Origin of the sequence: Streptomyces sp. R-74717, assembly GCF_047305335.1 — a bacterium.
GTDB classification, from domain to species: domain Bacteria; phylum Actinomycetota; class Actinomycetes; order Streptomycetales; family Streptomycetaceae; genus Streptomyces; species Streptomyces atratus.
Map to the genome: position 1 here is coordinate 9,373,378 of NZ_CP102361.1, position 23,905 is coordinate 9,397,282.

The window sequence follows — 23,905 nt, forward strand, 5'->3', positions numbered from 1 at the left end:
GGAAATCAGTCCTCCTGGTTGCGGGTTTCGGTGTCACCGGTGGCCTCGGCGAGCTTGGCGGCCAGGATCGGTCCGATCTGGGCCAGCGAGCCGGCTTGGGTCATCCGGTCGTGCCGGGTGGTGATCTCGTGAGATTCGATCCGGCCGGTGATGTACGGGCGCCAGGTCCCGGGCCCGGCGTTGTCCTCGCCCCGGTCGATCGTGGAGTTGAACAGCAGCAGGTCTCCGTCAAATTTGCCGGGGACGAAGTCGACCGCCAGCTTCGCGTTGTTGATCATGATGTGAACGACGACCTCGATCTGCTGCTCCGTCAGGCCGGCCAGCGCGCTGCCCCGTTCGCGCAGGATCTCGGCGACCTCGCCGTAGGTGAGCGGCCGGTCGCCCAGCTCGTCCAGGTTGCAGTCGAGCACACCGACGAGAACGTCCCGCTCGGTGGGCACGGGCACCTCCTCGAACGCCACGTCCTTCACCGGGTAGGCGTCGAGGATCGCCAGCAGCGCGGTCCGCTCGCCCCGTGCCTGCAGCTCGCAGGCGATCGCCTGGGCGATCAGCCCGCCGGCGGACCAGCCGAGCAGCAGGTACGGGCCCTCGGGCTGGATCTTGCGGATCTGGTCGGCGTAGTCGGCCGCCATCTCCTCGAAGGACGCCGGCCTGGGTTCGGGGCGGCCGAGGCCGCGCGCCTGGATCGCGTAGACCGGGTACTCGGAACCGATGTGGTTCAGGAGCCCGCTGTACGACCAGCTGATGCCGCCGCCGGGGTGGATGCAGAACAGCGGTGTCCGGCTCCCCGTCGTGCGCAGCGGCAGCAGCACGTCCAGCGCGTCGTCGGGATCGTTCATGACCAGGCGTTCCGTGAGCCCGGCCACGGTCGGCGCTTCGAACAGCGTGCGCAGGCCCACCTCGACGCCGAGGGTCTCGCGGACGCGGGAGACCAGGCGGGCGGCAAGCAGCGAGTGTCCGCCCAGGTCGAAGAAGCTGTCGTCGATGTGCACCTGTTCCCGGCCGAGGACCTGGGCGAAGAGGTCGCACAGCAGTTGCTCCTGCGGCGTCCGGGGGCCGCGCCCGGCGCCCGGCGCACCGTAGTCCGGGGCCGGCAGGGCTGCCCGGTCCAGCTTGCCGTTGGCGGTCAACGGCAGCACGTCCAGGGTGACGAACGCCGACGGCACCATGTACTCGGGCAGTTCGCGGCGCAGCCGGTCGGACAGCTCGCTCACCTCGGGGACACCCTCGGGAGCGGGCACCAGGTAGGCGACGAGCCGCTTGTCGTCCGGCTGGTCTTCGCGGACGACGACGGCCACCTGGGCGACGCCCGGGCAACTCGCGAGCACCGCCTCGATCTCGCCGGGCTCGATCCTGAAGCCGCGCAGCTTGACCTGGTGGTCGGCCCGTCCGGCGAACTCCAGCGTGCCGTCGGCCAGCCACCACGCCAGGTCGCCCGTGCGGTACATCCGGCTCCCGGCTGGCCCGTACGGATCGGCGGTGAAACGCTGCACCGTCAGGCCGGGCCGGCCGACGTAGCCCCGGGCCACGCCCATCCCCGCGAGGTACAGCTCGCCGACCACGCCCGGCGGCACCGGCCGCAGCCCGGCGTCGAGCACGTAGGCGCGCATGTTCGCCATCGGCCGGCCGATCGGCATGGTCGCGGCATGCTCGGAGAGGGCGTGCACCGGGTGGCAGGTGGCCAAGGTCGTGGCCTCGGTGGGCCCGTAGCCGTTGACCACCGTGATACCGGGGCAAGCTGCCAGCACCCGGGCGACGGCGGCCGGGGAAACCACGTCACCGCCGGTCCACACCTCGCGGACCCCTGTGAGCAGGCCCGGCCGCTCCTCGGCGACCAGGCGGAACAGGCCGGCCGTCAGCCACAGTCCGGTCACCTGGTGCTCGCTGACCGCCTGGTGCAGCAGGTCGAGATCGAGCCGCCCGGGCGGTGCGACCACGACCCGGCCGCCGCCGAGCAGCGGCACCCAGTGCTCGTACGTCGAGAGGTCGAATGCGGTGGGGGAGTGCAGCAGCACCCGCTCGTGTCCGCCGTCGCGCCAGCAGGGGGTCAGGGCGTGGGCCACCACATCGCGGTGCGTGACAGCCACGCCCTTCGGGCGCCCGGTTGAGCCGGAGGTGTACATCACGTACGCCAACTGCTGGGGGTGGCAGGCGACTTCCGGGTCGGAGGAGTCGGGTTCGGCCTGGATCAGCGCGGTCAGCACGTCCTCGGTGAGGACCAGCGAGGTCCCGGCCTCCTGGAGGATCAGGTCGATGCGGGACTGCGGAAAGCGCGAGTCGAGGGGCACGTAGGCGCCGCCCGCCTTGATGATCGCCAGGATCGCCACGACCAGATCCGCCGAGCGCTCCAGCAGTACCGCGACCGGCGTCTCCGGCGCCACGCCCTGGCCGATCAGTGCCCGCGCGAGGCGGTTGGCCCGCAGGTCGAGTTCCCGATACGTCAGCTCCGTGTCGCTCGCCACGACGGCCACCGCATCCGGGGTGGCTCGCGCCTGACGGGTGAACAGCTCCGGTAGCGCGGCCTCGGGAAACTCCACGGCGGTGTCGTTGAACTCGGACAGCAGCCGGTGGCGTTCCTCGCCGGACATGATGTCGATCCGGCTGATCGGCCGGTCCGGGTCGGCGACCGCCGCGCGCAGCAACCGCGCCCAGCGGGTGAACAGCAGCTCCACGGTGGCCGGGTCGAACAGATCGGTGGCGTACTCCACCGCACCGGCCATGCCGTCGAGGCTGCCGTCAGGTCGGTACTGCTCGGCCAGACTGAACGTCAGGTCGACCCGCGCGGTGCCGGTCGGCGCCTCCAGGTAGCCGGTCGACAGTCCCGGCAGCGTGAACTCGCTCAGCGGCGCGTTCTGCAGGGCCAGCATGATCTGGAACAGCGGGTGGTGCGACAGCGACCGGGCCGGGTTGACCACCTCGACCAGGTACTCGAACGGCACGTCCTGGTGGGTGTACGCGGACAGCGCCTTCTGCCGTACCCGGCCGAGCAGCTCGGAGAAGCCGGGGTCTCCGCTCGTGTCGGTGCGCAACACCAGCGTGTTGACCATGAACCCGACGAGGTCGTCCAGGGCCTGGTCGGTGCGCCCGGCGATGGGGCTGCCGATCGGGATGTCGGTGCCGGCGCCGAGCCGGGTGAGCAGCGCGGCGAGGCCGGCCTGGAGCACCATGAACATGCTGGCGCCGCGCGCGGTGGCCAGGTCCCGCAGTGCCTGGTGCAGTTCGGCGTCCAGCCGGACGGCGAGCCGGCCGCCCCGCTGGGAGGCCACAGCCGGCCGCGGGCGGTCCGTGGGCAGTTGCAGCCGCTGCGGCAGCCCGGTCAGCTCCTCGCTCCAGTAGGCGAGCTGCCGGGCGAACAGGCTGTCCGGGTCGGCGGCGTCGCCGAGCAGATCGCGTTGCCACCGTGTGTAGTCGGCGTACTGCACCGGCAGCGGGGACCACCGCGGTTCCTCGCCCCGGCAGCGGGACGCGTACGCGGTCGCGAGGTCGCGGGAGAGCGGGCCCATCGACCAGCCGTCGGCAGCGATGTGGTGCACCACGAGCAGCAGCACATGCCGGTCGGAGGCGAGCGCGTAGAGCTCCGCGCGGATCGGCGGCTCGGCGGCCAGGTCGAAGCCGCGCTGCGCCCCCTCCGCCAGCCGACCCGACAGCCGCACATCATCGAGCTCGATGACCGGCAGCTCGGGGCGGGCCTCGTCCGCGCTCAGCACGAGCTGGTACGGCACGCCGTCCGCCTCGCGCAGGACCGTCCGCAGGCTCTCGTGCCGGGCGATCACGTCGGCGAGCGCGGCACGCAGCGCCGCCCGGTCCAGTTCGCCGTCCAGGCGCAGGGCGAGCGGCATGTTGTAGGTGGCGCTCGGCCCGTCCATGCGGTGCAGGAACCACAGGCGTTGCTGGGCGAAGGACAGCGGAATCCGCTCGGGGCGCGGACGCGCGGTCAGCGCGGGCCGCTGCGTGACCGAGCCGTCGAGGCGAGTCGCCAGGGCGGCCACGGTCGGGTGCTCGAAGAGCCCGCGGACCTCGAGCTCCGCGCCGAAGACCGCCCGGACCCGGGAGGCCAGGCGGGTCGCCAGCAGGGAATGCCCGCCGAGGTCGAAGAAGCTGTCGTCGACGCCGACCCCGGGCAGCCCGAGCACGTCGGCGAAGAGATCGGCCAGCAGTTGTTCCTGCGGGGTACGCGGCGCCCGCCCGGTCGCGGCCGTACCCAGGTCGGGGGCGGGCAGGGCGCGGCGGTCGACCTTGCCACTGCCGGTCAGCGGCAGTGCGTCCAGGACGACGATGGCCGACGGCACGAGGTAGTCGGGCAGCCGGTCGCGCAGCCGGTCGCGGAGTGCGCCGACGAGGGCGCCCGTGGCGCGGCTTCCGGTCGGGCGGTTGGTGAGCGAGGACAGCGCGGTGCCGGACGGCCGCAGCGGCCGGTATGCCTCGACGGGGGCGTCTCCCGGCACGCCGCCGATGACGACGTCCAGGGCGTCGGGCGCGCCGGCTGACCAGGTGACGTCCACCCGGCGGCCGAGTTCGTCGCCGAGTTCGCGGAAATCCTCCGGGTCGGGCAGGTCGCCGCTGTCCGGGCCGTGCAGCCGGTCCAGCAGTTCGGCGAGCGTGCCGTCCCCGCTCTGCACCGCCCGGGCCAGCGCTGCCTCGCGGGCGACGCGCCGGTTCGGCACACCGGTGACGCGCACCGGGTCCGCGTCGGGCCGGGCGAGCAGCTCGCGCAGTTCCGCGAGGTCGGTGACCTCTCGGCCCCACGTCAGCTCCTGCGGCGCGGTCGGCGCCGTCGGGCCGGCCGACTGCTCGTGCAGCGTGACGTCGTAGCGGTAGCGAGTGAGCTCGTTGTGGTGCCGGCCGCGCTTGACCTCCACGGCCACGGCCCCGACGGTGCCGCGGTCGCGCAGGACGGCGAAGAAGTCCGGGTCGACCAGGAGTTCCTTCTCCACCAGAAGGGCCTGTTCGACGGCACGGCGCACTGCGGGCAGGTCGGCGCCGTCGTCGGCCCGGTGGAGCTGGACGGCCGTCGCCAGCGGGCGCAGCAGCCGCAGGTTGCGGACGTCGCCGACGAAAAGCGCGCCGCCGGGGGCGAGCAGCCGCATCAGCCGGTCGATCACGTCCGCGAGGTGGTCGGCGGACGGGAAGTACTGCACCACCGAGTTCAGCACGATGGTGTCGAACCGCCCGACCGGCAGCCCGTCGGTGTCGTGCGCCGGGCGGGTCTGCAACACCACACGCTCGGCCAGCCGTTCCTCCCGAGCCACTTGGGCGGCCAGCGCGTCGATCGCGGTGGCGGAGAAGTCGGTCGCCCAGTACGCCTCGCAGTGCGGTGCGATCTGCGAGAGGAGCAGGCCGGTGCCGACGCCGACCTCCAGCACCCGGCGGGGGCGCAGGGCCAGGATGCGTGCCACGGTGGCGTTCCGCCACTCCCGCATTTGCTCGATCGGGATCGGGCTCGCGTCGTAACTGCTGCTCCAGCCGACGAAGTTCTGGCCGAAGGCGGCTTCCTCGGGAACGATGCGCAGGGCATCGTAGATGTCCCGCCACTCGCCCACGTGGTCCGCTTCGAGGTGACCGTCCCGGTCCGCCTCCTGGCGTGGGACGACGTAGCCGACGAGCCGGTCGTCCTGCGCAACGGCGGCGGCCTGGGCGACGGCGGGGTGCTCGGCCAGGGCCGCCTCGATCTCGCCGAGCTCGATGCGGAAGCCGCGTACCTTCACCTGCTGGTCGGCGCGGCCGACGTACTCCAGGTCGCCGTCGGCGCGTCGGCGCACCAGGTCGCCGGTGCGGTACATGCGCTCGCCGTCCGTGCCGAACGGGCAGGCCACGAACCGTCCGGCCGTCAGTGCCGGCTGGTTCAGGTACCCGCGCGCCAAGCCCGCCCCCGCGACGTACAACTCGCCTGGCACTCCCGGCGGCACCGGCCGCATCCGCTCATCCAGGACGTACACCCGGGCGTTGGAGATCGGACGGCCGATCGGCGGCACGCCCGACCCCGGGGACAGTGGGTCGCTCATCGTCGCGCACACCGTCGTCTCCGTCGGACCGTACGCGTTGATCATCCGACGGCCCGGTGCCCAGCGTTCCACCAGCTCCGAGGGGCAGGCCTCACCCGCCACCACCAGTGTCGACACGGTCAGCGCGTCCTGCTCCACGGTGGCCAGGAGGGACGGGGGCACGGTCACGTGGGTGACCGCGAGGTCCGGGTCGGTCAGTGCGGCGACCGGGTCCGCCGCAGGGGGCAGCACGAGGGCTGCGCCGCGCAGCAGGGCGGTGAAGACCTCCGACACCGAAGCGTCGAAGCTTGGCGAGGCGAACTGGAGCACGCGACTGTCGGGTTCGATCGCGAAACGCTCGATCTGGGCGGTGACCAGACTGGCCACGCCGGCGTGGCCGACCACGACGCCCTTGGGGCGGCCGGTCGAGCCCGAGGTGTAGATCACGTAGGCGGGGTGCCGGACGTCGAGCGTGATCTTTGGATCGGTGTCCGGCCAGTCTCCGTCGGCGACCATGGCCGGGTTGTCGATGACCACCGTCGGTCGGGCGTCGTCCAGCATGAACGCGATCCGCGACTGGGGGTACGAGGGATCCACCGGCAGGTACGCGGCCCCGGCTTTCAGCACGCCCAGGACGGCCACCACGGACTCGAGCGAGCGCGGCAAGGCCACCGCCACGATCTGCTCCGGGCCCACGCCCCGAGCGATCAGCGCATGCGCGAACCGGTTCGCCCGGGCATTGAGCTGCCCGTACGTCAACTCGGTCTCGCCACGGACCAGCGCGATCGCATCCGGCGTCGCCTCCACCTGTGCAGCGAAGGCCTCCGGCACCGATACGGCGCCCACCTCACGGGCGGTCGCGTTGCCGCGCTCCAGCAGCCGGTGCCGCTCGTCGGCGTCGAGGAGGTCGATCAAACCGATCGGCTGCTCCGGGTCGACGGTGACCGACTCCAGCAGGAGCGTCCAGCGCCGGGCGAGCGTGGCGACCGTATCCCGGTCGAACAGGTCGGTTGCGTACTCCACCGCGCCGACGATTCCGGCCGGCCTTCCGTCCGGTCCGAACTGTTCGGCGAGGTTCACACCGAGGTCGAACTTGGCGGTTCCGGTGGCCACCGCGTAGGTGGTGACGTCAAGGCCGGGCAGCGAGAAACGGCCCATCGGCGCGTTCTGCACGGCCAGGATGGTCTGGAACAGGGGGTGGTGCGACAGTGACCGGGACGGGTTCAGCACCTCCACGAGGTGTTCGAAGGGCACGTCCTGGTGGGCGAAGGCCGACAGTGCCGTCTCCCGCACCCGCCCCAGCAGCTCGGCGAACGTCGGGTCGCCGCTCGTGTCGGTGCGCAGCACCAGCGTGTTCACGAAGAACCCGACCAGATCGTCCAGCGCCTCGTCCGTACGCCCCGCGATCGGGCTCCCGATCGGGATGTCCGTTCCCGCGCCCAACCGCGTGTACAGCGCGGCCAGGGCCGCCTGGAGCACCATGAACAGACTGGTGCCGGTACGCCGCGCCAACTGGGCCAAGGCAGCGTGCAGTTCGGGACTCAACTCCAGGCCGACCTGGCCCCCGTGCCAGCGGGCGACGGCCGGCCGCGCCCGGTCGGTGGGCAGCTGGAGTAGCTCCGGCAGGTCGGACAACTGCCGTTTCCAGTAGTCCAGTTGTTCGGCGAACCGGCTCGCCGGGTCGACGGCGTCGCCGAGCAGGTCGCGCTGCCACAGCGTGTAGTCGGTGTATTGCACCGGCAGGACCGGCCGGCTCGGTGCGCGCCCCTCGCACCGAGCGGCGTATGCCTCGGTCAGATCGCGGGCCAGCGGGCCGGTGGACCAGCCGTCACCGGCGATGTGGTGCATCACCAGCAGCAGCACGTGCTCCTGCGGCGCGAGTGCGAACAGCTCCGCCCGCAGTGGTGGTTCCGCCGCCAGGTCGAAGGGCTGCCGGGCGAACTCGGCGAGCCGCTTGGGTAGTTCGGCGTCGGACACCTCGGTGAACCGTGCCCGAGGCCGGGCGGCCTCCGGGGCCAGGACGCGCTGGCACGGTACGCCGTCGACTTCCGGGAACACCGTCCGCAGGCTCTCGTGCCGGGCCACCACGTCGCAGAGTGCTTCGTCCAGCGCCGCCGCGTCGAGCGTCCCGGTCAGACGGAGCGCCAGCGGGATGTGGTACGTCGCGGCGGTGCCGTCCATGCGGTGCAGGAACCAGAGCCGGCGCTGGGCGAAGGAGAGCGGTACCGCTTCCGGACGCATGTGCGCCGTCAGTGCCGGACGGGCGCGGCCGGCCTCGGCCAACGCCTTGGCCACTCCCGCCGCGGTGGGCGCCTGGAAGAGCGCGCGCAACCCCAGCTCCACATCGAGCACCGAGCGAATCCGTGCGACCAGCCGGGTGGCGAGCAGGGAGTGCCCGCCCAGGTCGAAGAAGTCGTCGTCGACCCCGACCCGCGGCGCGCCCAGCACCTCGGCGAACAGCTCGCACAGGATCTGCTCCTGCGGCGTACGCGGAGCCCGGCCCGTCGCCGCGGTCACCGACTCGGGCGCGGGCAGCGCCGCCCGGTCCAGCTTTCCGCTCGGCATCAGCGGCAGCACATCCAGGAGCACGAACGCCGACGGCACCAGGTAGTCGGGCAGGCGGTCGCGCAGGTACGCCGTCAGCTCCGCCGGACGTACGACCGCGTCGGGACGCGCTGCCACGTAGCCGACGAGCCGCTCGTCCTGTGCGAGGACGGCGGTCTGGACGACGGCGGGGTGCTCGGCCAGAGCTGCCTCGATCTCGCCGAGCTCGATGCGGAAGCCGCGTGCCTTCACCTGCTGGTCGGCGCGGCCGACGTACTCCAGGTCGCCGTCGGCGCGCCGGCGCACCAGGTCGCCGGTGCGGTACATGCGCTCGCCGTCCGTGCCGAACGGGCAGGCCACGAACCGTCCGGCCGTCAGCGCCGGCTGGTTCAGGTACCCGCGCGCCAAGCCCGCCCCCGTGACGTACAACTCTCCCACCACACCCGGCGGCACGATGCGCAGGCGCTCGTCGAGTACGTATGCCAGGAAGCCCGCGACCGGTCGGCCGATGGGCGGCACGCCCGAACCTGGGGACAGTGGGTCGCTCATCGTCGCGCACACCGTCGTCTCCGTCGGACCGTACGCGTTGATCATCCGGCGTCCGGCCGCCCACCGGGACACCAGCTCCGGCGCACACGCTTCACCCGCCACCACCAGGGTGGCGGCCGAGACGTCGGCGCCGTCCAGCGCCGCCAGGGCCGAGGGCGGCAGCGTCACATGGGTGACGCCGAGCCGGCGGTCCGTCAGGGCCTCCAGCGGGGCCTCGGCCGGGGCCAGGACGAGGGCGGCACCGGTGAGCAGGGCACTGCACAGGTCCCAGAAGGACGCGTCGAAGCTGGGCGAGGCGAGCTGGAGCACCCGGCTGCCCGGCTCCACGCCGAGCCGTTCGGCCTGTGCCGCCACCAGGCCCGGCACGCCGGCGTGGCTCACCACGACGCCCTTGGGGCGGCCGGTCGAGCCCGAGGTGTAGATCACGTAGGCGGGGTGCCGGACGTCGAGCGTGATCTTTGGATCGATGTCCGGCCAGTCTCCGTCGGCGACCATGGCCGGGTTGTCGATGACCACCGTCGGTCGGGCGTCGTCCAGCATGAACGCGATCCGCGACTGGGGGTACGAGGGATCCACCGGCAGGTACGCGGCCCCGGCTTTCAGCACGCCCAGGACGGCCACCACGGACTCGAGCGAGCGCGGCAAGGCCACCGCCACGATCTGCTCCGGGCCCACGCCCCGAGCGATCAGCGCATGCGCGAACCGGTTCGCCCGGGCATTGAGCTGCCCGTACGTCAACTCGGTCTCGCCACGGACCAACGCGATCGCATCCGGCGTCGCCTCCACCTGCGCCGCCAGCATCTCCGGCAGGCTCATGGTGGCAGACCCGCCCTCAGCGGCAGGCAACAGCTCGCGGCGCTCGTCATCGGACAGCAGATCGATCCCGCCGATCGGCCGGTCCGGAGCGGCCGCGACCGCGGCCAGCAGCTTGGTCCACCGGGCGAAGAGGGCCTCCACGGTCGAGCGGTCGAACAGGTCGGCGCTGTACTCCACCGCACCGCTCAGTCCGGCCGGAGTGCCGTCGGACCCGTGCTGCTCCGCCAGGCCGAAGGTCAGGTCGAGCCGGGAGGTCCCGGTGGACACGGCCATCCCGGCGGCCCTCAGGCCGGGCAGCTCGAACTCACCGCCCGGCGCGTTCTGTACGACCAGCCCGGTCTGGAAGAGGGGGTGGTGCGACAGTGACCGGGACGGGTTCAGCACCTCCACGAGGTGTTCGAAGGGCACGTCCTGGTGGGCGAAGGCCGACAGCGCCGTCTCCCGCACCCGCCCCAGCAGCTCGGCGAACGTCGGCTCACCGCTCGTGTCGGTGCGCAGCACCAGCGTGTTCACGAAGAACCCGACCAGATCGTCCAGCGCCTCGTCCGTACGCCCCGCGATCGGGCTCCCGATCGGGATGTCCGTTCCCGCGCCCAACCGCGTGTACAGCGCGGCCAGGGCCGCCTGGAGCACCATGAACAGACTGGTGCCGGTGCGCCGCGCCAACTCCAGCAGCGCGGCATGCAGTTCGGCGTCGATCCGCACGTCCAGCAGGTCGCCGCGGTACGACACGGCGGCCGGACGCGGCCGGTCGACGGGCAGGTGCAGCTGGTCGGGCAACCCGGCCAGCGCCTCGGTCCAGTAGGCGACCTGACGCGCGAACACACTGTCCGCGTCCCGCTCGTCACCGAGGATCTCGTGCTGCCACAGGGTGTAGTCGCCGTACGTCACCGGCAGCGGAGGCCATGCGGGCGCCTCACCGCCCCGCCGGGCGGTATAGGCCGCGGCGAGGTCGCGGGCCAGCGGGCCCATGGACCAGCCGTCACCAGCGATGTGGTGCAGCACCAGCAGCAGTACGTGCTCCTGCGGCGCGACCGCGAACAGCGCGACCCGCAGCGGCAGTTCCGACGTCAGGTCGAACGCCCGCACCGCCGCCGCGCGCAGCAGGGCCGGAACCTCCGCCTCGCCGACCGCGCGCACCGCCAGCGGGACAGTGACCTCGGCGGCGTCCAGCACCCGCTGGTGCGGAGCCCCGGAGGCGTGCGGGAAGACCGTGCGCAGGGTCTCGTGCCGGGCCACCACGTCGGCGAGCGCGGCCTTCAGCGCGGCCCGGTCGAGGTCGCCGGACAGCCGCAGGGCGAGCGGCATGTGGTAGGTGGCGCTCGGCGTCCCGAACTGCTGGAGGAACCAGAGCCGGCGCTGTGCGAACGACAGCGGCATGGGCTCGCGGCGGGGCTGGGGAACCAGGGCCCGCCGCGCGGTGCCGGCGTCGTGCAGCCCGGCCGCGAGGCCGGCGGGCGTCGGCGTCCGGAACAGGCTGCGCAGTTCCAGCTCGACGCCGAGGGTCGCCCGGACCCGCGAGACCAGCCGGGTGGCGAGCAGGGAGTGACCGCCCAGGTCGAAGAAGTCGTCGTCCACCCCCACCTGGGGCGCGCCCAGCACCTCGGCAAACAACTCGCACAGGATCTGCTCCTGCGGCGTGCGCGGCGCGCGGCTGCTACCGGCGGTATCCGGCTCGGGCGCGGGCAGCGCCGCACGGTTCAGCTTCCCGTTCGCCGTCAGCGGCAGCGCGTCCAGCAGCACGAACGCCGACGGCACCAGGTAGTCCGGCACGCGGTCGCGCAGGTACGCCGCCAGCGTCGCAGCCGTGGCCCCGGTCTCGGCCGTGGGCACCACGTACGCGACGATCCGGGTCTCGCCCGGCCGGTCCACCCGGGCGAGCACCGCGACCTGGGCGACACCCGGATGCGCGGCCAGCTCGGCCTCGATCTCGCCCGGCTCGATCCTGAACCCGCGGACCTTCACCTGGTGGTCAACCCGGCCCCCGAACTCCAGCTCGCCGTCGGCGCGCCAGCGAACCAGGTCACCGGTGCGGTACATCCGCGCGCCGGCCGGACCGTACGGGTTGGCGACGAACCGCGTGGCGGTGAGCCCGGGCCGGTTCAGGTAGCCGCGGGCGAGTCCCGCACCGGCGAGGTACAGCTCGCCCGGCACGCCCGGGGCGACCGGCCGCAGTGCCGTATCCAGCACGTACACCTGGCAGTTCGCGATCGGACGGCCGATCGGCACCGGGAGCGGGCAGTCGGAGGGGTCGGCCGGCAGCGGGTAGGCGGTGATCACGTGGGTTTCGGCGGGGCCGTAGTGGTTGTGCAGCACCCGCCCCGGCCGCCGGGCCTGGAAGCGGTGTACCGCACCGCCCAGCCGCATCGCCTCGCCGGCCTGCGCGATCAGCCGCAGGTTCGGCAGCTCGAGCTCGGCCTCCTCGGCGGCCTCGGCCAGCGCCTCGATCACCAGATTGGGCGCGAACAGCTCCTCGACCCCCTGCCGGTCCAGCCACCGGGCGAACAGCTCGGCGCTGCGGCGCTGCTCCTCGGTCGGCACCACGAGGGTCTTGCCGTACAGCAGCGCGGACAGCATCTCCTGCACCGAGACGTCGAAGCTGATCGCGGTGAACTGCGCGGTGCGCGTGCCGGGTTCGCCACCGACGGCCCGGTGGTGCCAGGCCAGCAGGTTCAGCAGCCCGGCGGCGGGCATCACCACGGCCTTGGGCCGGCCGGTGGAGCCCGAGGTGTAGATGACGTAGGCCGGGTGCCGCACGTCCACGGCGACGGCCGGATCGTGCTCCGGCTGCTCCTCGACCGGTGTGACGGCCGCGAGGTCGTCGAGCACCACGGCCGGTCGCGCGTCCTGAAGCATGTACGCGATGCGGGCGGCCGGGTAGTCCGGGTCGACCGGCAGGTACGCCGCCCCCGTCTTGAGGACCGCGAGGACGGCGACCACCAGCTCGGTGGAGCGCGGCAGTCGCAGGGCGACGACCTGCTCCGGTCCCACCCCACGCGCGATCAGCGCGTGCGCCAGGCGGTTGGCCCTGCGGTTCAGCTCCCGATAGGTCAGTGCGGTGTCCTCGAACACCACCGCCGGGGCGTCCGGGGTCGCCCGGGCCCGGGCCTCGAACAGGGATGGCAGGCCGGTGAGGGGAGCCGGGCACGCGGTGTCGTTGCGCACGACCAGCAACTCGTGCCGCTCCTCGGCGGTGAGCACGTCGATCCGGCTCAGCGGCCGCTCCGGCTCGGCGACCACCGATGCCAGCAGGCCCAGCCACCGGGCGACCAGCGCCTCCACCGTGGCGCGGTCGAACAGGCCGGTGCTGTACTCGACTCGTCCGATGATGCCCTCGGCCGGCCCGCCGGTGCCGCCGCGCTCCAGCAGGTGGATGGAGAGGTCGAACATCGCCGTGGGCGTCCGCACCAGTACGGTCTCGGCGCTCAGGCCGGGCAGGGAGAACTCGGTGCGGGGCACGTTCTGCAGCGCGAGCAGCACCTGGAACAGGGGCTGGCGCGCGAGCGACCGGGCCGGGTTGAGGGCCTCGACGAGGTGCTCGAACGGCAGGTCCTGGTGCGCGTACGCGGCCAGCGCGTTCTCCCGGACTCTGCCCAGCAACTCGGCGAACGTCGGGTCGCCCGAGGTGTCGGTCCGCAGCACCAGGGTGTTGACGAAGAACCCGACGAGGTCGTCCAGAGCCTGGTCGGTCCTTCCGGCGATCAGACTGCCGACAGGGATGTCCGTGCCCGCGCCGAGCTTGTCCAGCAGCGCCGCCAGTGCGGCCTGCAACACCATGTAGGCGCTGGCCCCGTGCTCCCGGCCCAAGCGGAGCAGCCCGGCGTGCAGTTCGGCGTCCACCTCGACGGCGAGGTGGCCGCCGGAATATGAGGGGACGGAGGGACGGTGGCGGTCGGCAGGGAGACGGATCTGCTCCGGCAGGTCCGCCAGCGTCCGTGTCCAGTAGGCCGTCTGACGGGCGAACAGGCTGTCCTGGTCGGCCGCGTCACCGAGCAGCCGGTGCTGCCACAGGGTGTAGTCGGCGTACTGAACGGGCAGCGGCGCCCACTGCGGTTCCTCGCCCCGGCAGCGCGCCGCGTACGCGGTGGCCAGGTCGGTCGACAACGGGCCCAGTGACCAGCCGTCACCGGCGATGTGATGGACCACCACCAGCAGCACGTGTTCGTCCGGCGCCGCCTCGAACAGGTCGGCTCGCAGCGGTGGTTCGGAGGCGAGATCGAATCCGCGCGCCGCGGCCGTCACCAGCAGCTCCGGCAGGGGAGTCTCGTCGGCCGGGGTGGCCCGCAGCTTCGGCCGCACCGCCCCGGGGCTCAGCACCTTCTGGAACGGTACGCCGTCCGTCGTCGGGAAGACCGTCCGTAGGCTCTCGTGACGGTCGATGACGTCGGCGAGCGCCTTCTCCAGGGCCACCCGGTCCAGTGGTCCGGAGAGCCGCCACGCAAGCGGCATGTTGTAGACCGGTCCGGCGCCCTCCAGCTGGTGCAGGAACCACAGCCGCCGCTGCGCGGACGAGAGCGGTACGAGCTCCGGCCGGTCCGCCCGGCTCAGGGCGAGCCTGGCCCGGTCGGCGTCGCCCATGACGGCGGCCAGCCCGGCCACCGTCGGGGTCCGGAACAGGGTGTGCAGCGCCAGCTCGACGCCCAGGGTCGCCCGGACCCGGGCCACCAGCCGGGTGGCCAGCAGGGAGTGTCCACCCAGGTCGAAGAAGTTGTCGTCGACGCCGACCTGCGTCAGGCCCAGCACCTCGGCGAACAGCCCGGCCAGCACCTGCTCCTGCGGGGTGCGCGGTGCCCTGCCGACCCGCGATCCGGTGAACTCGGGCTCGGGCAGGGCGCGCCGGTCGAGCTTGCCGTTGGCGGTCAACGGCAGGGTGTCGAGGGCGACGAACGCGGCGGGCACCATGTAGTCCGGCAGCGACTCGCGGAGGTGGGTGCGCAGATCCTCCGGCTGAAGCTCGGCGCCGGTGGCGGGCACCAGGTAGGCGACCAGGCGGGTGTCCTCCGCCTGGCCCTTCCGGGCGATCACCGCGACCTGACCGACCTGCGGGTGTTCGGCCAGCGCCGTCTCGATCTCGCCGAGTTCGATCCGGAAGCCGCGCACCTTCACCTGGTCGTCGGCACGGCCGAGGTACTCCAACTGGCCGTCAGCGCGTCGGCGCACCAGGTCCCCGGTGCGGTACATCCGCTCACCTGCCGCGCCGAACGGGCAGGCCACGAACCGCCCGGCCGAGAGCTCGGGCCGGTTCAGGTAGCCGCGCGCGAGACCCGGGCCGGCGACGTACAGCTCCCCGGTCACACCGGGCGGCACCAGGTCCAGCCGCTGGTCCAGCACGTACGTCCGGAACCCGGCGACGGCACGGCCGATCGGCGGCACGCCCGTCCCCGGCGACAGCGGCTCGCTCATCGTCGCGATGACCGTCGTCTCGGTCGGACCGTACGCGTTGATCATCCGGCGCCCCGGCGCCCAGCACGTCACCAGCTCCGGCGGGCAGGCCTCACCCGCGACCGCCAGCGTCGGCACGGTCACCGCGTCCGGCGACAGAGCCGCCAGCACGGACGGCGGCACCGTCGCATGGGTCAGAGCGAGGCTCGGGTCGGTCAGCGCGGCGACCGGCTCGTCCGCGGGCGCCGGCACCAGGGCGGCACCGGTGAGCAGGGCGCCGCACAGGTCCCACAGCGAGACGTCGAAGCTGGGCGAGGAGAACTGGAGCACCCGGCCGGCCGCGTCGATGCCGAGCCGCTCGACCTGCTCGGCGACCATTCCCCGCAGGCCCGCATGGCTCACCACGACGCCCTTGGGCCGTCCGGTCGAGCCGGACGTGTAGATCACGTACGCCGAGTGCCGGGCGTCCACCGCAACGGCGGGATCGGTGTCCGGGCGCTCGGCCACGTCGGCCACCATCGCCGGGTCGTCGACCACCACGGCCGGCCGCGCGTCCTCCAGCATGAACGCGATCCGCGACTCCGGATACGCCGGATCAACCGGCAGATAGGCGGCTCCCGTCTTCAGGACGCCCAGGACGGCCACCACGAACTCCACCGACCGCGGCAGTGCCACCGCCACGATCTGCTCCGGACCCACACCCCGAGCGATCAGCGCATGCGCGAACCGGTTCGCCCGCGCATCGAGCTGGCGGTACGTCAACTCCACGCCTTCGCAGGCCAGTGCGAGGGCCTCGGGTGTCGCCGCCACCTGCGCCGCGAACATCTCCGGCAGGCTCGCGGTGACCGCCGCCCCGGCCTCCACCGCGGGCAGCAGCTCGCAGCGCTCCTCGACGGACAGCAGATCGACGCGGCCGAGCCGCCGCTGCGGGTCGGCGACGGCTGCCTTGAGCAGTCGTACCCAGCGCGCGACCATCGTATCGACGGTGGCCGGATCGTACAGATCGCTCGCGAACTGGACGAACGCGTCGATTCCGTCCGGGGAACCGTCCCCGGCATGCCGCTCGGACAGCGAGAAGACCAGGTCGAACTTGGACGTGGCCGTGGTCAGCTCCACCTCGTCGACGCGCAGCCCTGGCGGGGCGAAGTCGGCCCGGGGTGCGTTCTGCAGCACCAGCATGACCTGGAACAGCGGGTGGTGCGCCAGCGACCGCACCGGGTTGAGGGTTTCGACGAGGTACTCGAACGGCAGGTCCTGGTTGGCGTACCCGGCCAGCGCGGTGTCCCGCACCCGGCCCAGCAGCTCGGCGAACGTCGGATCGCCCGAGGTGTCCGTACGGAACACCAGGGTGTTGACGAAGTAGCCGACCAGCTCGTCGAGCGCCTGGTCCGTCCGGCCGGCGATCGGGCTGCCGACCGGGATGTCGTCGCCCGCGCCGAGCTTGCTCAGCAGCGCCGCCAGCCCTGCCTGAAGCACCATGAACAGACTGGTCCCGTGGACGCGGGCCAGCTCGCGCAGACCGCGGTGCAGCTCGGCGTCCAGCCCGGCGCGCACGAAGCCGCCCCGGTGGGAGGCGACCGCCGGGCGGGGCCGGTCGCCGGGCAGCTGGAGCTGCTCCGGCAGATCGGCCAGCTGCCTGGTCCAGTAGGCCGCCTGGCGGGCGAACAGGCTCTCCTGGTCGGTGGCGTCGCCGAGCAGCTCGTGCTGCCACAGGGCGTAGTCGGCGTACTGGACCGGCAGCTCCGCCCACGCCGGCTCCTCGCCGCGGCAGCGCGCCGCGTAGGCGGCGGTCAGATCCTGCGCGAGCGGGCCCAGCGACCAGCCGTCACCCGCGATGTGGTGGAGCACCACCTGGAGCACATGCTCGTCCGGCGCCAGCTCCAACAGCTCGACGCGCAGCGGCAGATCGACCGCCAGATCGAACGGACGAGCCTTCGCGGTCGCCAGCGCGTCCGGCAGCCCGGCCTCGGTGGTCCCGCTCACGTCCAGCCGCGGGCGGGCCGCCAGGACATCCAGCACCTGCTGGTACGGCACGCCGTCTACCACCGGGAAGACGGTGCGCAGACTCTCGTGCCGGGCCGCCACGTCCGCCAGGGCGGCTTGAAGGGCCCGCCGGTCCAGGTGTCCGGACAGCCGCCATGCCAGGGAGATGTGGTAGTTCGCGCCGGTGCCCTCCAGCTGGTGCAGGAACCAGAGCCGGCGCTGCGCGAACGACAGCGGGATCAGCTCGGGACGCGGGTGGGGCGCCAGCGCCCGCTGCGCCTGGCGGGCGCCCGCCAGGGCGGAGGCCACGCCGGCCGGGGTCGGGGTCTCGAACAAGGTGCGCAGCTCCAGCTCCACCCCCAGGGTCGCGCGGACCCGGGCGGCCAGCCGGGTCGCCAGCAGCGAGTGCCCGCCCAGGTCGAAGAAGCTGTCCTCGACACCGGCCTCGGCCACCCCGAGGACCTCTGCGAACAACTCGCACAGGATCTGCTCCTGCGGCGTACGCGGCGGGCGGCCGGTGTTCGCGGGAGCGAGGTCGGGGGCGGGCAGCGCACGTCGGTCCAGCTTGCCGTTGGCGGTCAGCGGCAGGCTTTCCAGGGTGACGAACGCGGCCGGCACCATGTATTCCGGCAGCTGTTCCCGCAGGTGCTCGCGCAGTTCGGCCGAGCGTGGGGCGGCACCCTGGGCGGGCACCAGGTGCGCGACCAGCCGGGTGTCGTCGGCCCGGTCATGCCGCGCCAGGACGGCGGCCTGGGCGACGCCGGGGTGCGCGGCGAGCACCGCCTCGATCTCGCCGAGTTCGATCCGGAAGCCGCGGACCTTCACCTGGTCGTCGGCCCGGCCCACGAACCGCAGGCTGCCGTCCGCACCCTGGCGCACGACGTCGCCGCTGCGGTACATGCGCGCACCGGCCGGCCCGAACGGGTCGGCCACGAAGCGCCCGGCGGTCAGACCGGGCCGGTTCAGGTAGCCGCGCGCCAACCCGGCGCCCGCGACGTACAGCTCGCCGGGCACGCCCGGGGGCACCGGCCGCAGGTGGGCGTCCAGCACGTACGTGCGCAGGTCCGGGACGGCCGTGCCGATCTGGCCGGCGAGGGTGCCGGACCGGTCGAGCGCGGCGTAGGTCACGTGCACGGTGGTCTCGGTGATGCCGTACATGTTGACCAGACGCGGCGCGTCGTCCGGGTGTCGCTCGTACCAGCTCGCCAGCCGGGCGTGCTCCAGCGCCTCGCCGCCGAACACCACGGTGTGCAGGGCGAGCGAACGGCCGGTCTCCGGTGCCTCCTCGTCCGCCTGCATCAGCTGGTAGAAGGCGGACGGCGTCTGGTTGAGCACCGTCACCCGCTCACGGGCGAGGAGTTCCAGGAACCGGTGGGGCGAGCGGCTGGTCTCGTGGTCCACGACCACCAGTCGGCCGCCGTGGAGCAGCGGGCCCCACAGTTCCCACACCGAGAAGTCGAAGGCGTAGGAGTGGAAGAGGGTCCAGACGTCCTGGGCGGAGAAGTCGAACAGCTCCTGGGTGGTGCCGAACAGCCGCACCACGTTCCGGTGCGGCACCACGACGCCCTTGGGGTCGCCCGTGGACCCGGAGGTGTAGATGACGTAGGCGGGGTGGCCTGGATCGAGGGGGGCCTCCGGGTCGGTGTCCGGCAGCCCACCCAGGTCGGCGGCGTCCAGCAGGAGCCGGTCCACCGGGTCCGTACCCGGCAGTTCGCCGGTCCGGCCCGTCGTCACGAGCAGCGACGGCCGGGCGTCCCGAAGAAGGTAGGCGATCCGGGCGGCAGGATACTGCGGGTCCACCGGAACGTAGGCCGCTCCCGCCTTGAGGACCGCGAGGACCGCCACCACCAGCTCGGCCGAGCGCGGCAGGGCCACGGCCACCAGCTGCTCCGGCCCCACGCCCCGGGCGATCAGGTGGTGCGCAAGCCGGTTGGCCCGGGCGTTCAACTCGCCGTACGTCAGCGTGACGTCGCCGCTCACCACGGCGACCGCCGCCGGGTTCGCCCGTACCTGCCGCTCGAAGAGCGCCGTGATGCTGCTCTCCGGCAACTCCCCGCTCCGGCCGCCGACGGCCGGCAGCAGCGCGCGGAGCTCGTCGGCGGACAGCACGTCCACCTGGCCGATCCGCCGGCCGGGGTCGGCGACCACGGCGCGGAGCAGCCGCAGCCACCGATCGACGATCCCCTCGACAGTGGCCGCGTCGAACAGGTCGGTGCTGTACTCCACCAGGCCCGACAGCCCATGCGCGCCGGGCTGTTCGGTCAGCATGAACGTCAGGTCGCACTTGGCTGTCCCGGTGTGGACCAGGTCGGTCGCCACTCGCAGCCGCGGCAGGGCGAACGTGCCGAGCGGCGCGTTCTGCAACGCGAGCATGGTCTGGAACAGCGGGTGGTGGGCCAGCGACCGGGTCGGGTTGAGCGCCTCCACGAGGTGCTCGAACGGTACGTCCTGATGCGTGTACGCGGCCAGCGCGTCGGCGCGCACCCGGCCCAGCAGGTCGGTGAACGACGGGTCACCGGAGAGGTCGGTACGCAGCACCAGGGTGTTGACGAAGAAGCCGACCAGGTCGTCCACGGCCTCGTCGGTGCGTCCGGCGATCGGCGTGCCGATCGGGACGTCGGTGCCCGCGCCGAGCTTGCTCAGCAGGGCGGCCAGCCCGGCCTGGAGCACCATGAAGAGGCTGGCCCCGCCGTCACGGGCGAGCGCGCGCAGGCCCTGGTGCAGTTCGGCGTCGATCCGCACCGGCAGGTGAGCGCCCCGGTGGGACATCACCGCCGGCCTGGGCCGGTCGAACGGCAGCTCGATCTGTTCGGGCAGATCCGCCAGCTGCTCCCTCCAGTGGACCAGTTGACCGCTCAGCAGGCTGTCCGGGTCGGATTCCTCACCGAGCAGCTCCCGCTGCCAGAGGGTGTAGTCGGCGTACTGGACCGGAAGCGCAGACCACTCCGGCTTCGCCCCTTCGGAACGGGCCGCGTAGGCGGTCGTCAGGTCCCGCGAGAGCGGCCCCATCGACCAGCCGTCGCCGGCGATGTGATGCACCACCACCAGCAGCACGTGCTCGTCGGCTCCCAGCTGGAACAGTTCGGCGTGCAGCGGCGGCTCCTCGGAGAGCTCGAAGCCGTGCCGGGCCGCCTCCGCCAGCCGATCCGGCAGGTCGCCCTCGCCGACCTCGGTCACCCGCAGTCGCGGCCGTGCCTCGTCGAGGTCCAGCACCCGCTGGCACGGCTCGCCGTCGACCACCGGGAAGACGGTGCGCAGGCTCTCGTGGCGCTCGACCACGTCCGCCAGAGCGGCTTCCATGGCCCGCTGGTCGAGGTTGCCGGACAGCCGTAGCGCCAGCGGGATGTTGTACGTGGCGCCCGGGCCCTCCATGCGGTGCAGGAACCACAACCGGCGCTGCGCGAAGGACAGCGGGACCGCCTCGCGCCGCTCGCGCCGCTCCAGCGCCGGCCGTGCCCGGTCCGCGCCGTCCACCGCCGCCGCCAGTTCCGCCACCGTCGGCGCGTCGAACAGGTCGCTCAGCCTCAGCTCCACGCCCAGCGCCGACCGCGCCCTGGCGACCAGCCGGGTGGCCAGCAGCGAATGCCCGCCGAGGTCGAAGAAGCTGTCGTCCGGCCCGACCTCGGCCACTGCGAGCACCTCGGCGAACAGCCCGGCCAGCAGGTGCTCGGTCGCGGTGCGCGGAGCGCGGCCCGGGGCAGCCGCGGCCTGCTCGGGGGCCGGAAGAGCCCGTCGGTCGAGCTTCCGGTTCGGCGTCAGCGGCAGCGCGTCCAGCGTCACGAATGCGGTCGGCACCATGTACTCCGGCAGCCGCTCGCGCAGGTGCTCGCGCAGCTCGGGAACGGCCACCGTGGCACCGGATACCGGCACGACGTAGGCGACCAGCCGGGTGTCCTCTTCGGTACGCATCGAAACGGCGGCCTGCGCGACCTGCGGGTGCTCGACGAGCACGGCCTCGATCTCGCCGAGTTCGATCCGGAAGCCCCGGACCTTGACCTGGTCGTCGGTACGGCCGAGGAACTCCAGGTTCCCGTCCGGGCCCCACCGCACCAGGTCGCCGGTGCGGTACATCAGCGAGCCGGCCGGCCCGAACGGGTCGGCCACGAAACGCCCGGCGGTCAGACCGGGCCGGTTCAGGTAGCCCCGTGCCAGGCCCGCGCCGGCGATGTACAGCTCACCCGCCACACCCCTGGGCATCGGCTGCAACGCGCCGTCCAGTACGTACAGCCGGGTGTTGCCGACCGGCCGGCCGATCACCGGACGCCGGCTCGACTCCAGCGCCGCGACGACGGAATTCACCGTGCACTCGGACGGACCGTAGAAGTTCAGGCAGGACACCCCGTCGGCCGAGCGCAGCCGCTCCCACAACTGCTCCGGGACGGCCTCGCCGCCCGCCGCGACCATCGCGGGACGCCACTGCGGATCGTCCAGCATCCCCTGAGCGACCAGAACTCGGAGGTACGACGGGGTGGCCTCGACGAAGTCGAGTCGGCGGCGCCTGGAGTAGTCGACGAAGGTGTCCGGGTCGGTCCAGGTCGCCTGGTCCAGGACGTGCAGCTCGTGGCCCGCGAACAGGCTGAGCAGCTGGTTCCAGGCCGCGTCGAACGAAACCGACGTGGTCAGGGCCACCCTCAGCCGTCGCCGATCCATGAGCAGGGGCGGGAACAATGTCTGCTGCTGGTCGGCGAACAGGTTGAGCAGGCCGCCGTGCGTCGACACCACGCCCTTGGGTCGCCCGGTGGAACCGGAGGTGTAGATGACGTACGCCGGATGCTCCGGATCGACGGCCGATTCCGGGTCCGCTGCCGGGCAAGCCGCCACCATCGCGGCCGTCTCCGGTTCGTCGACCACCAGCCACTCGGCGGGACCGGCCTCGGGCAGCCGCTCCCGGGCACGGGCGTCGGTCACCACCAGGACCGGCCGCGCGTCGTCCAGCATGTACTCGATCCGGGCGGCAGGGTACTCCGGGTCGACCGGGACGTAGGCGGCCCCGGCCTTGAGCACCGCGAGCATCGCCGCCACCAGTTCCGCCGAGCGCGGCAGGGCCACCGCGACCAGCCGCTCCGGCCCCGCCCCACGGGCGATCAGGGCATGCGCCAGCCGGTTCGCCCGTGCGTCCAGCTCCGCATACGTCAGCGACGCGTCCGGCCCCACCACCGCGACGGCGTCCGGCGTCGCCCGCACCTGCGCCCGGAACACCTCCGGCAGGTTCTCGGCGGAGGCCCGGGTCACCGGACCGGCGCCCAGCGCCAGCAGCTCCCGTTCGTCGTCCGCGGCGAGCAGGCCGATCCGGCCGACCGGCTCCTGCGCGGCGCAGCCCGCGACGGTGTCCATCAGCGCGATCAGCCGCCGTTGATGGACGGCGAGTTCGTCCCCGCTCCAGGTCTCGGGCGCGCCCTTGAGTTCGACCCGGAGCTCACTGTCTCCCCGACAGCCCGTGACCCAGAGGGACAGCCCGGTGGTCGGCTCCGGGAGCAGGTAGCGCAGCGTGGCGGGATGCCCGGCGAAGCTCGGCGGGGAGTCGAAGACCAGGATGTTGACGACGAGCGGGAACGCCGCCCCGGTGGCACGGGGAACGCCGAGGTCCCGGAACAGGTCCTCGCTGCGGTAGCGCTGGTGCGCGAGGGCCGCGTCGGCCTCCCGTGCCACCTCGGCGACGAGGTCGTGCCACCGCATGTCCGGTCGCATCGGCAGGCGCAGGGGCACCACGTTCGCCATCGTGCCGGGCGTGGACAGCAGAGCGCGTTCGGCTCCCTCGCGCCCGGTGACGGGAAGGCCGATCAGCACGTCCCGGTTTCCGGTGAGCCGGTGTGCGTAGAGAGCCGCCGCCGCGATCAGCGGACGGGACCAGTGGACTTCGGCCTGTGCTGCCCCCGCTCGCAGCGCGTCCAGGTGGAGCACCGCCGGTTCCACGGCGGTGTGCGAACCGCTCCCGCCACGCGGAGCCCAGCCGGTGAGCTGAGTGGGCTCCGGCCGGTCGGCGAGCCGCTCCGTCCAGTACGACTGATCGGAGACGAACTGCTCCGAGGCGCGGTAGCCGGCGTCACTGCGGATCAGCTCTTCCAACGAACGGAACGGCGACGGCGAGATGGGGCCGCCCGCGGCCAGCGCCGTGTACATCCGCGTGAACCGCCGCCGGACGAGGGAGAGGCCGAATCCGTCCATCACCAGGTGGTGGTGGTTCTGGTACAGGAGGTGGTGTGCCGGCGAGAGGCTGATCAGCGCGAAGCTGAAGAGCGGATCGCGTGAGAGGTCCAGCGGACGCATCCGGTCCCGGGCCATCCACGCGAGAGCCGCCGCTCGTGGGTCGGGCTCCGAGCTCAGGTCGAGCAGACGGGGTTCCCAGTCCCACGCCCCGCGCACGACCTGCAGCGGTTCCTGTCCGTCGTCGACGAAACTCACGTGCAGCGCGTCGATCTCGTCGACGACCCGGCGCACGGCGGTCTCGAAGAGGCGCGCGTCGACCGGTCCGTGGACCTCCAGACAGTCGCCGATCCGGTAGGCGTCGAGCGCTGTCCCCGCGCGCTGCTCGGCGAGCCAGATCTCACGCTGGGCCGCTGTCAAGGGAAGGGCATCGCCGTCGCGACGGGACATGGGGGTACCTCCAGGAATGTGGGCAGGCGTGGTCGCAGGGCGCGCCGGGACACGCC

1 protein-coding gene is annotated in these 23,905 nt (G+C 72.8%); it reads right to left on the reverse strand.

Features of this window, described 5'->3' with window-relative positions:
• Nucleotides 1-5: 5 nt before the first annotated feature.
• Complete coding sequence (locus NRF20_RS42400; protein WP_413754280.1) at nt 6-23,849, reverse strand: non-ribosomal peptide synthase/polyketide synthase; 23,844 nt, start codon at nt 23,847-23,849, stop codon at nt 6-8.
• Nucleotides 23,850-23,905: the final 56 nt, after the last annotated feature.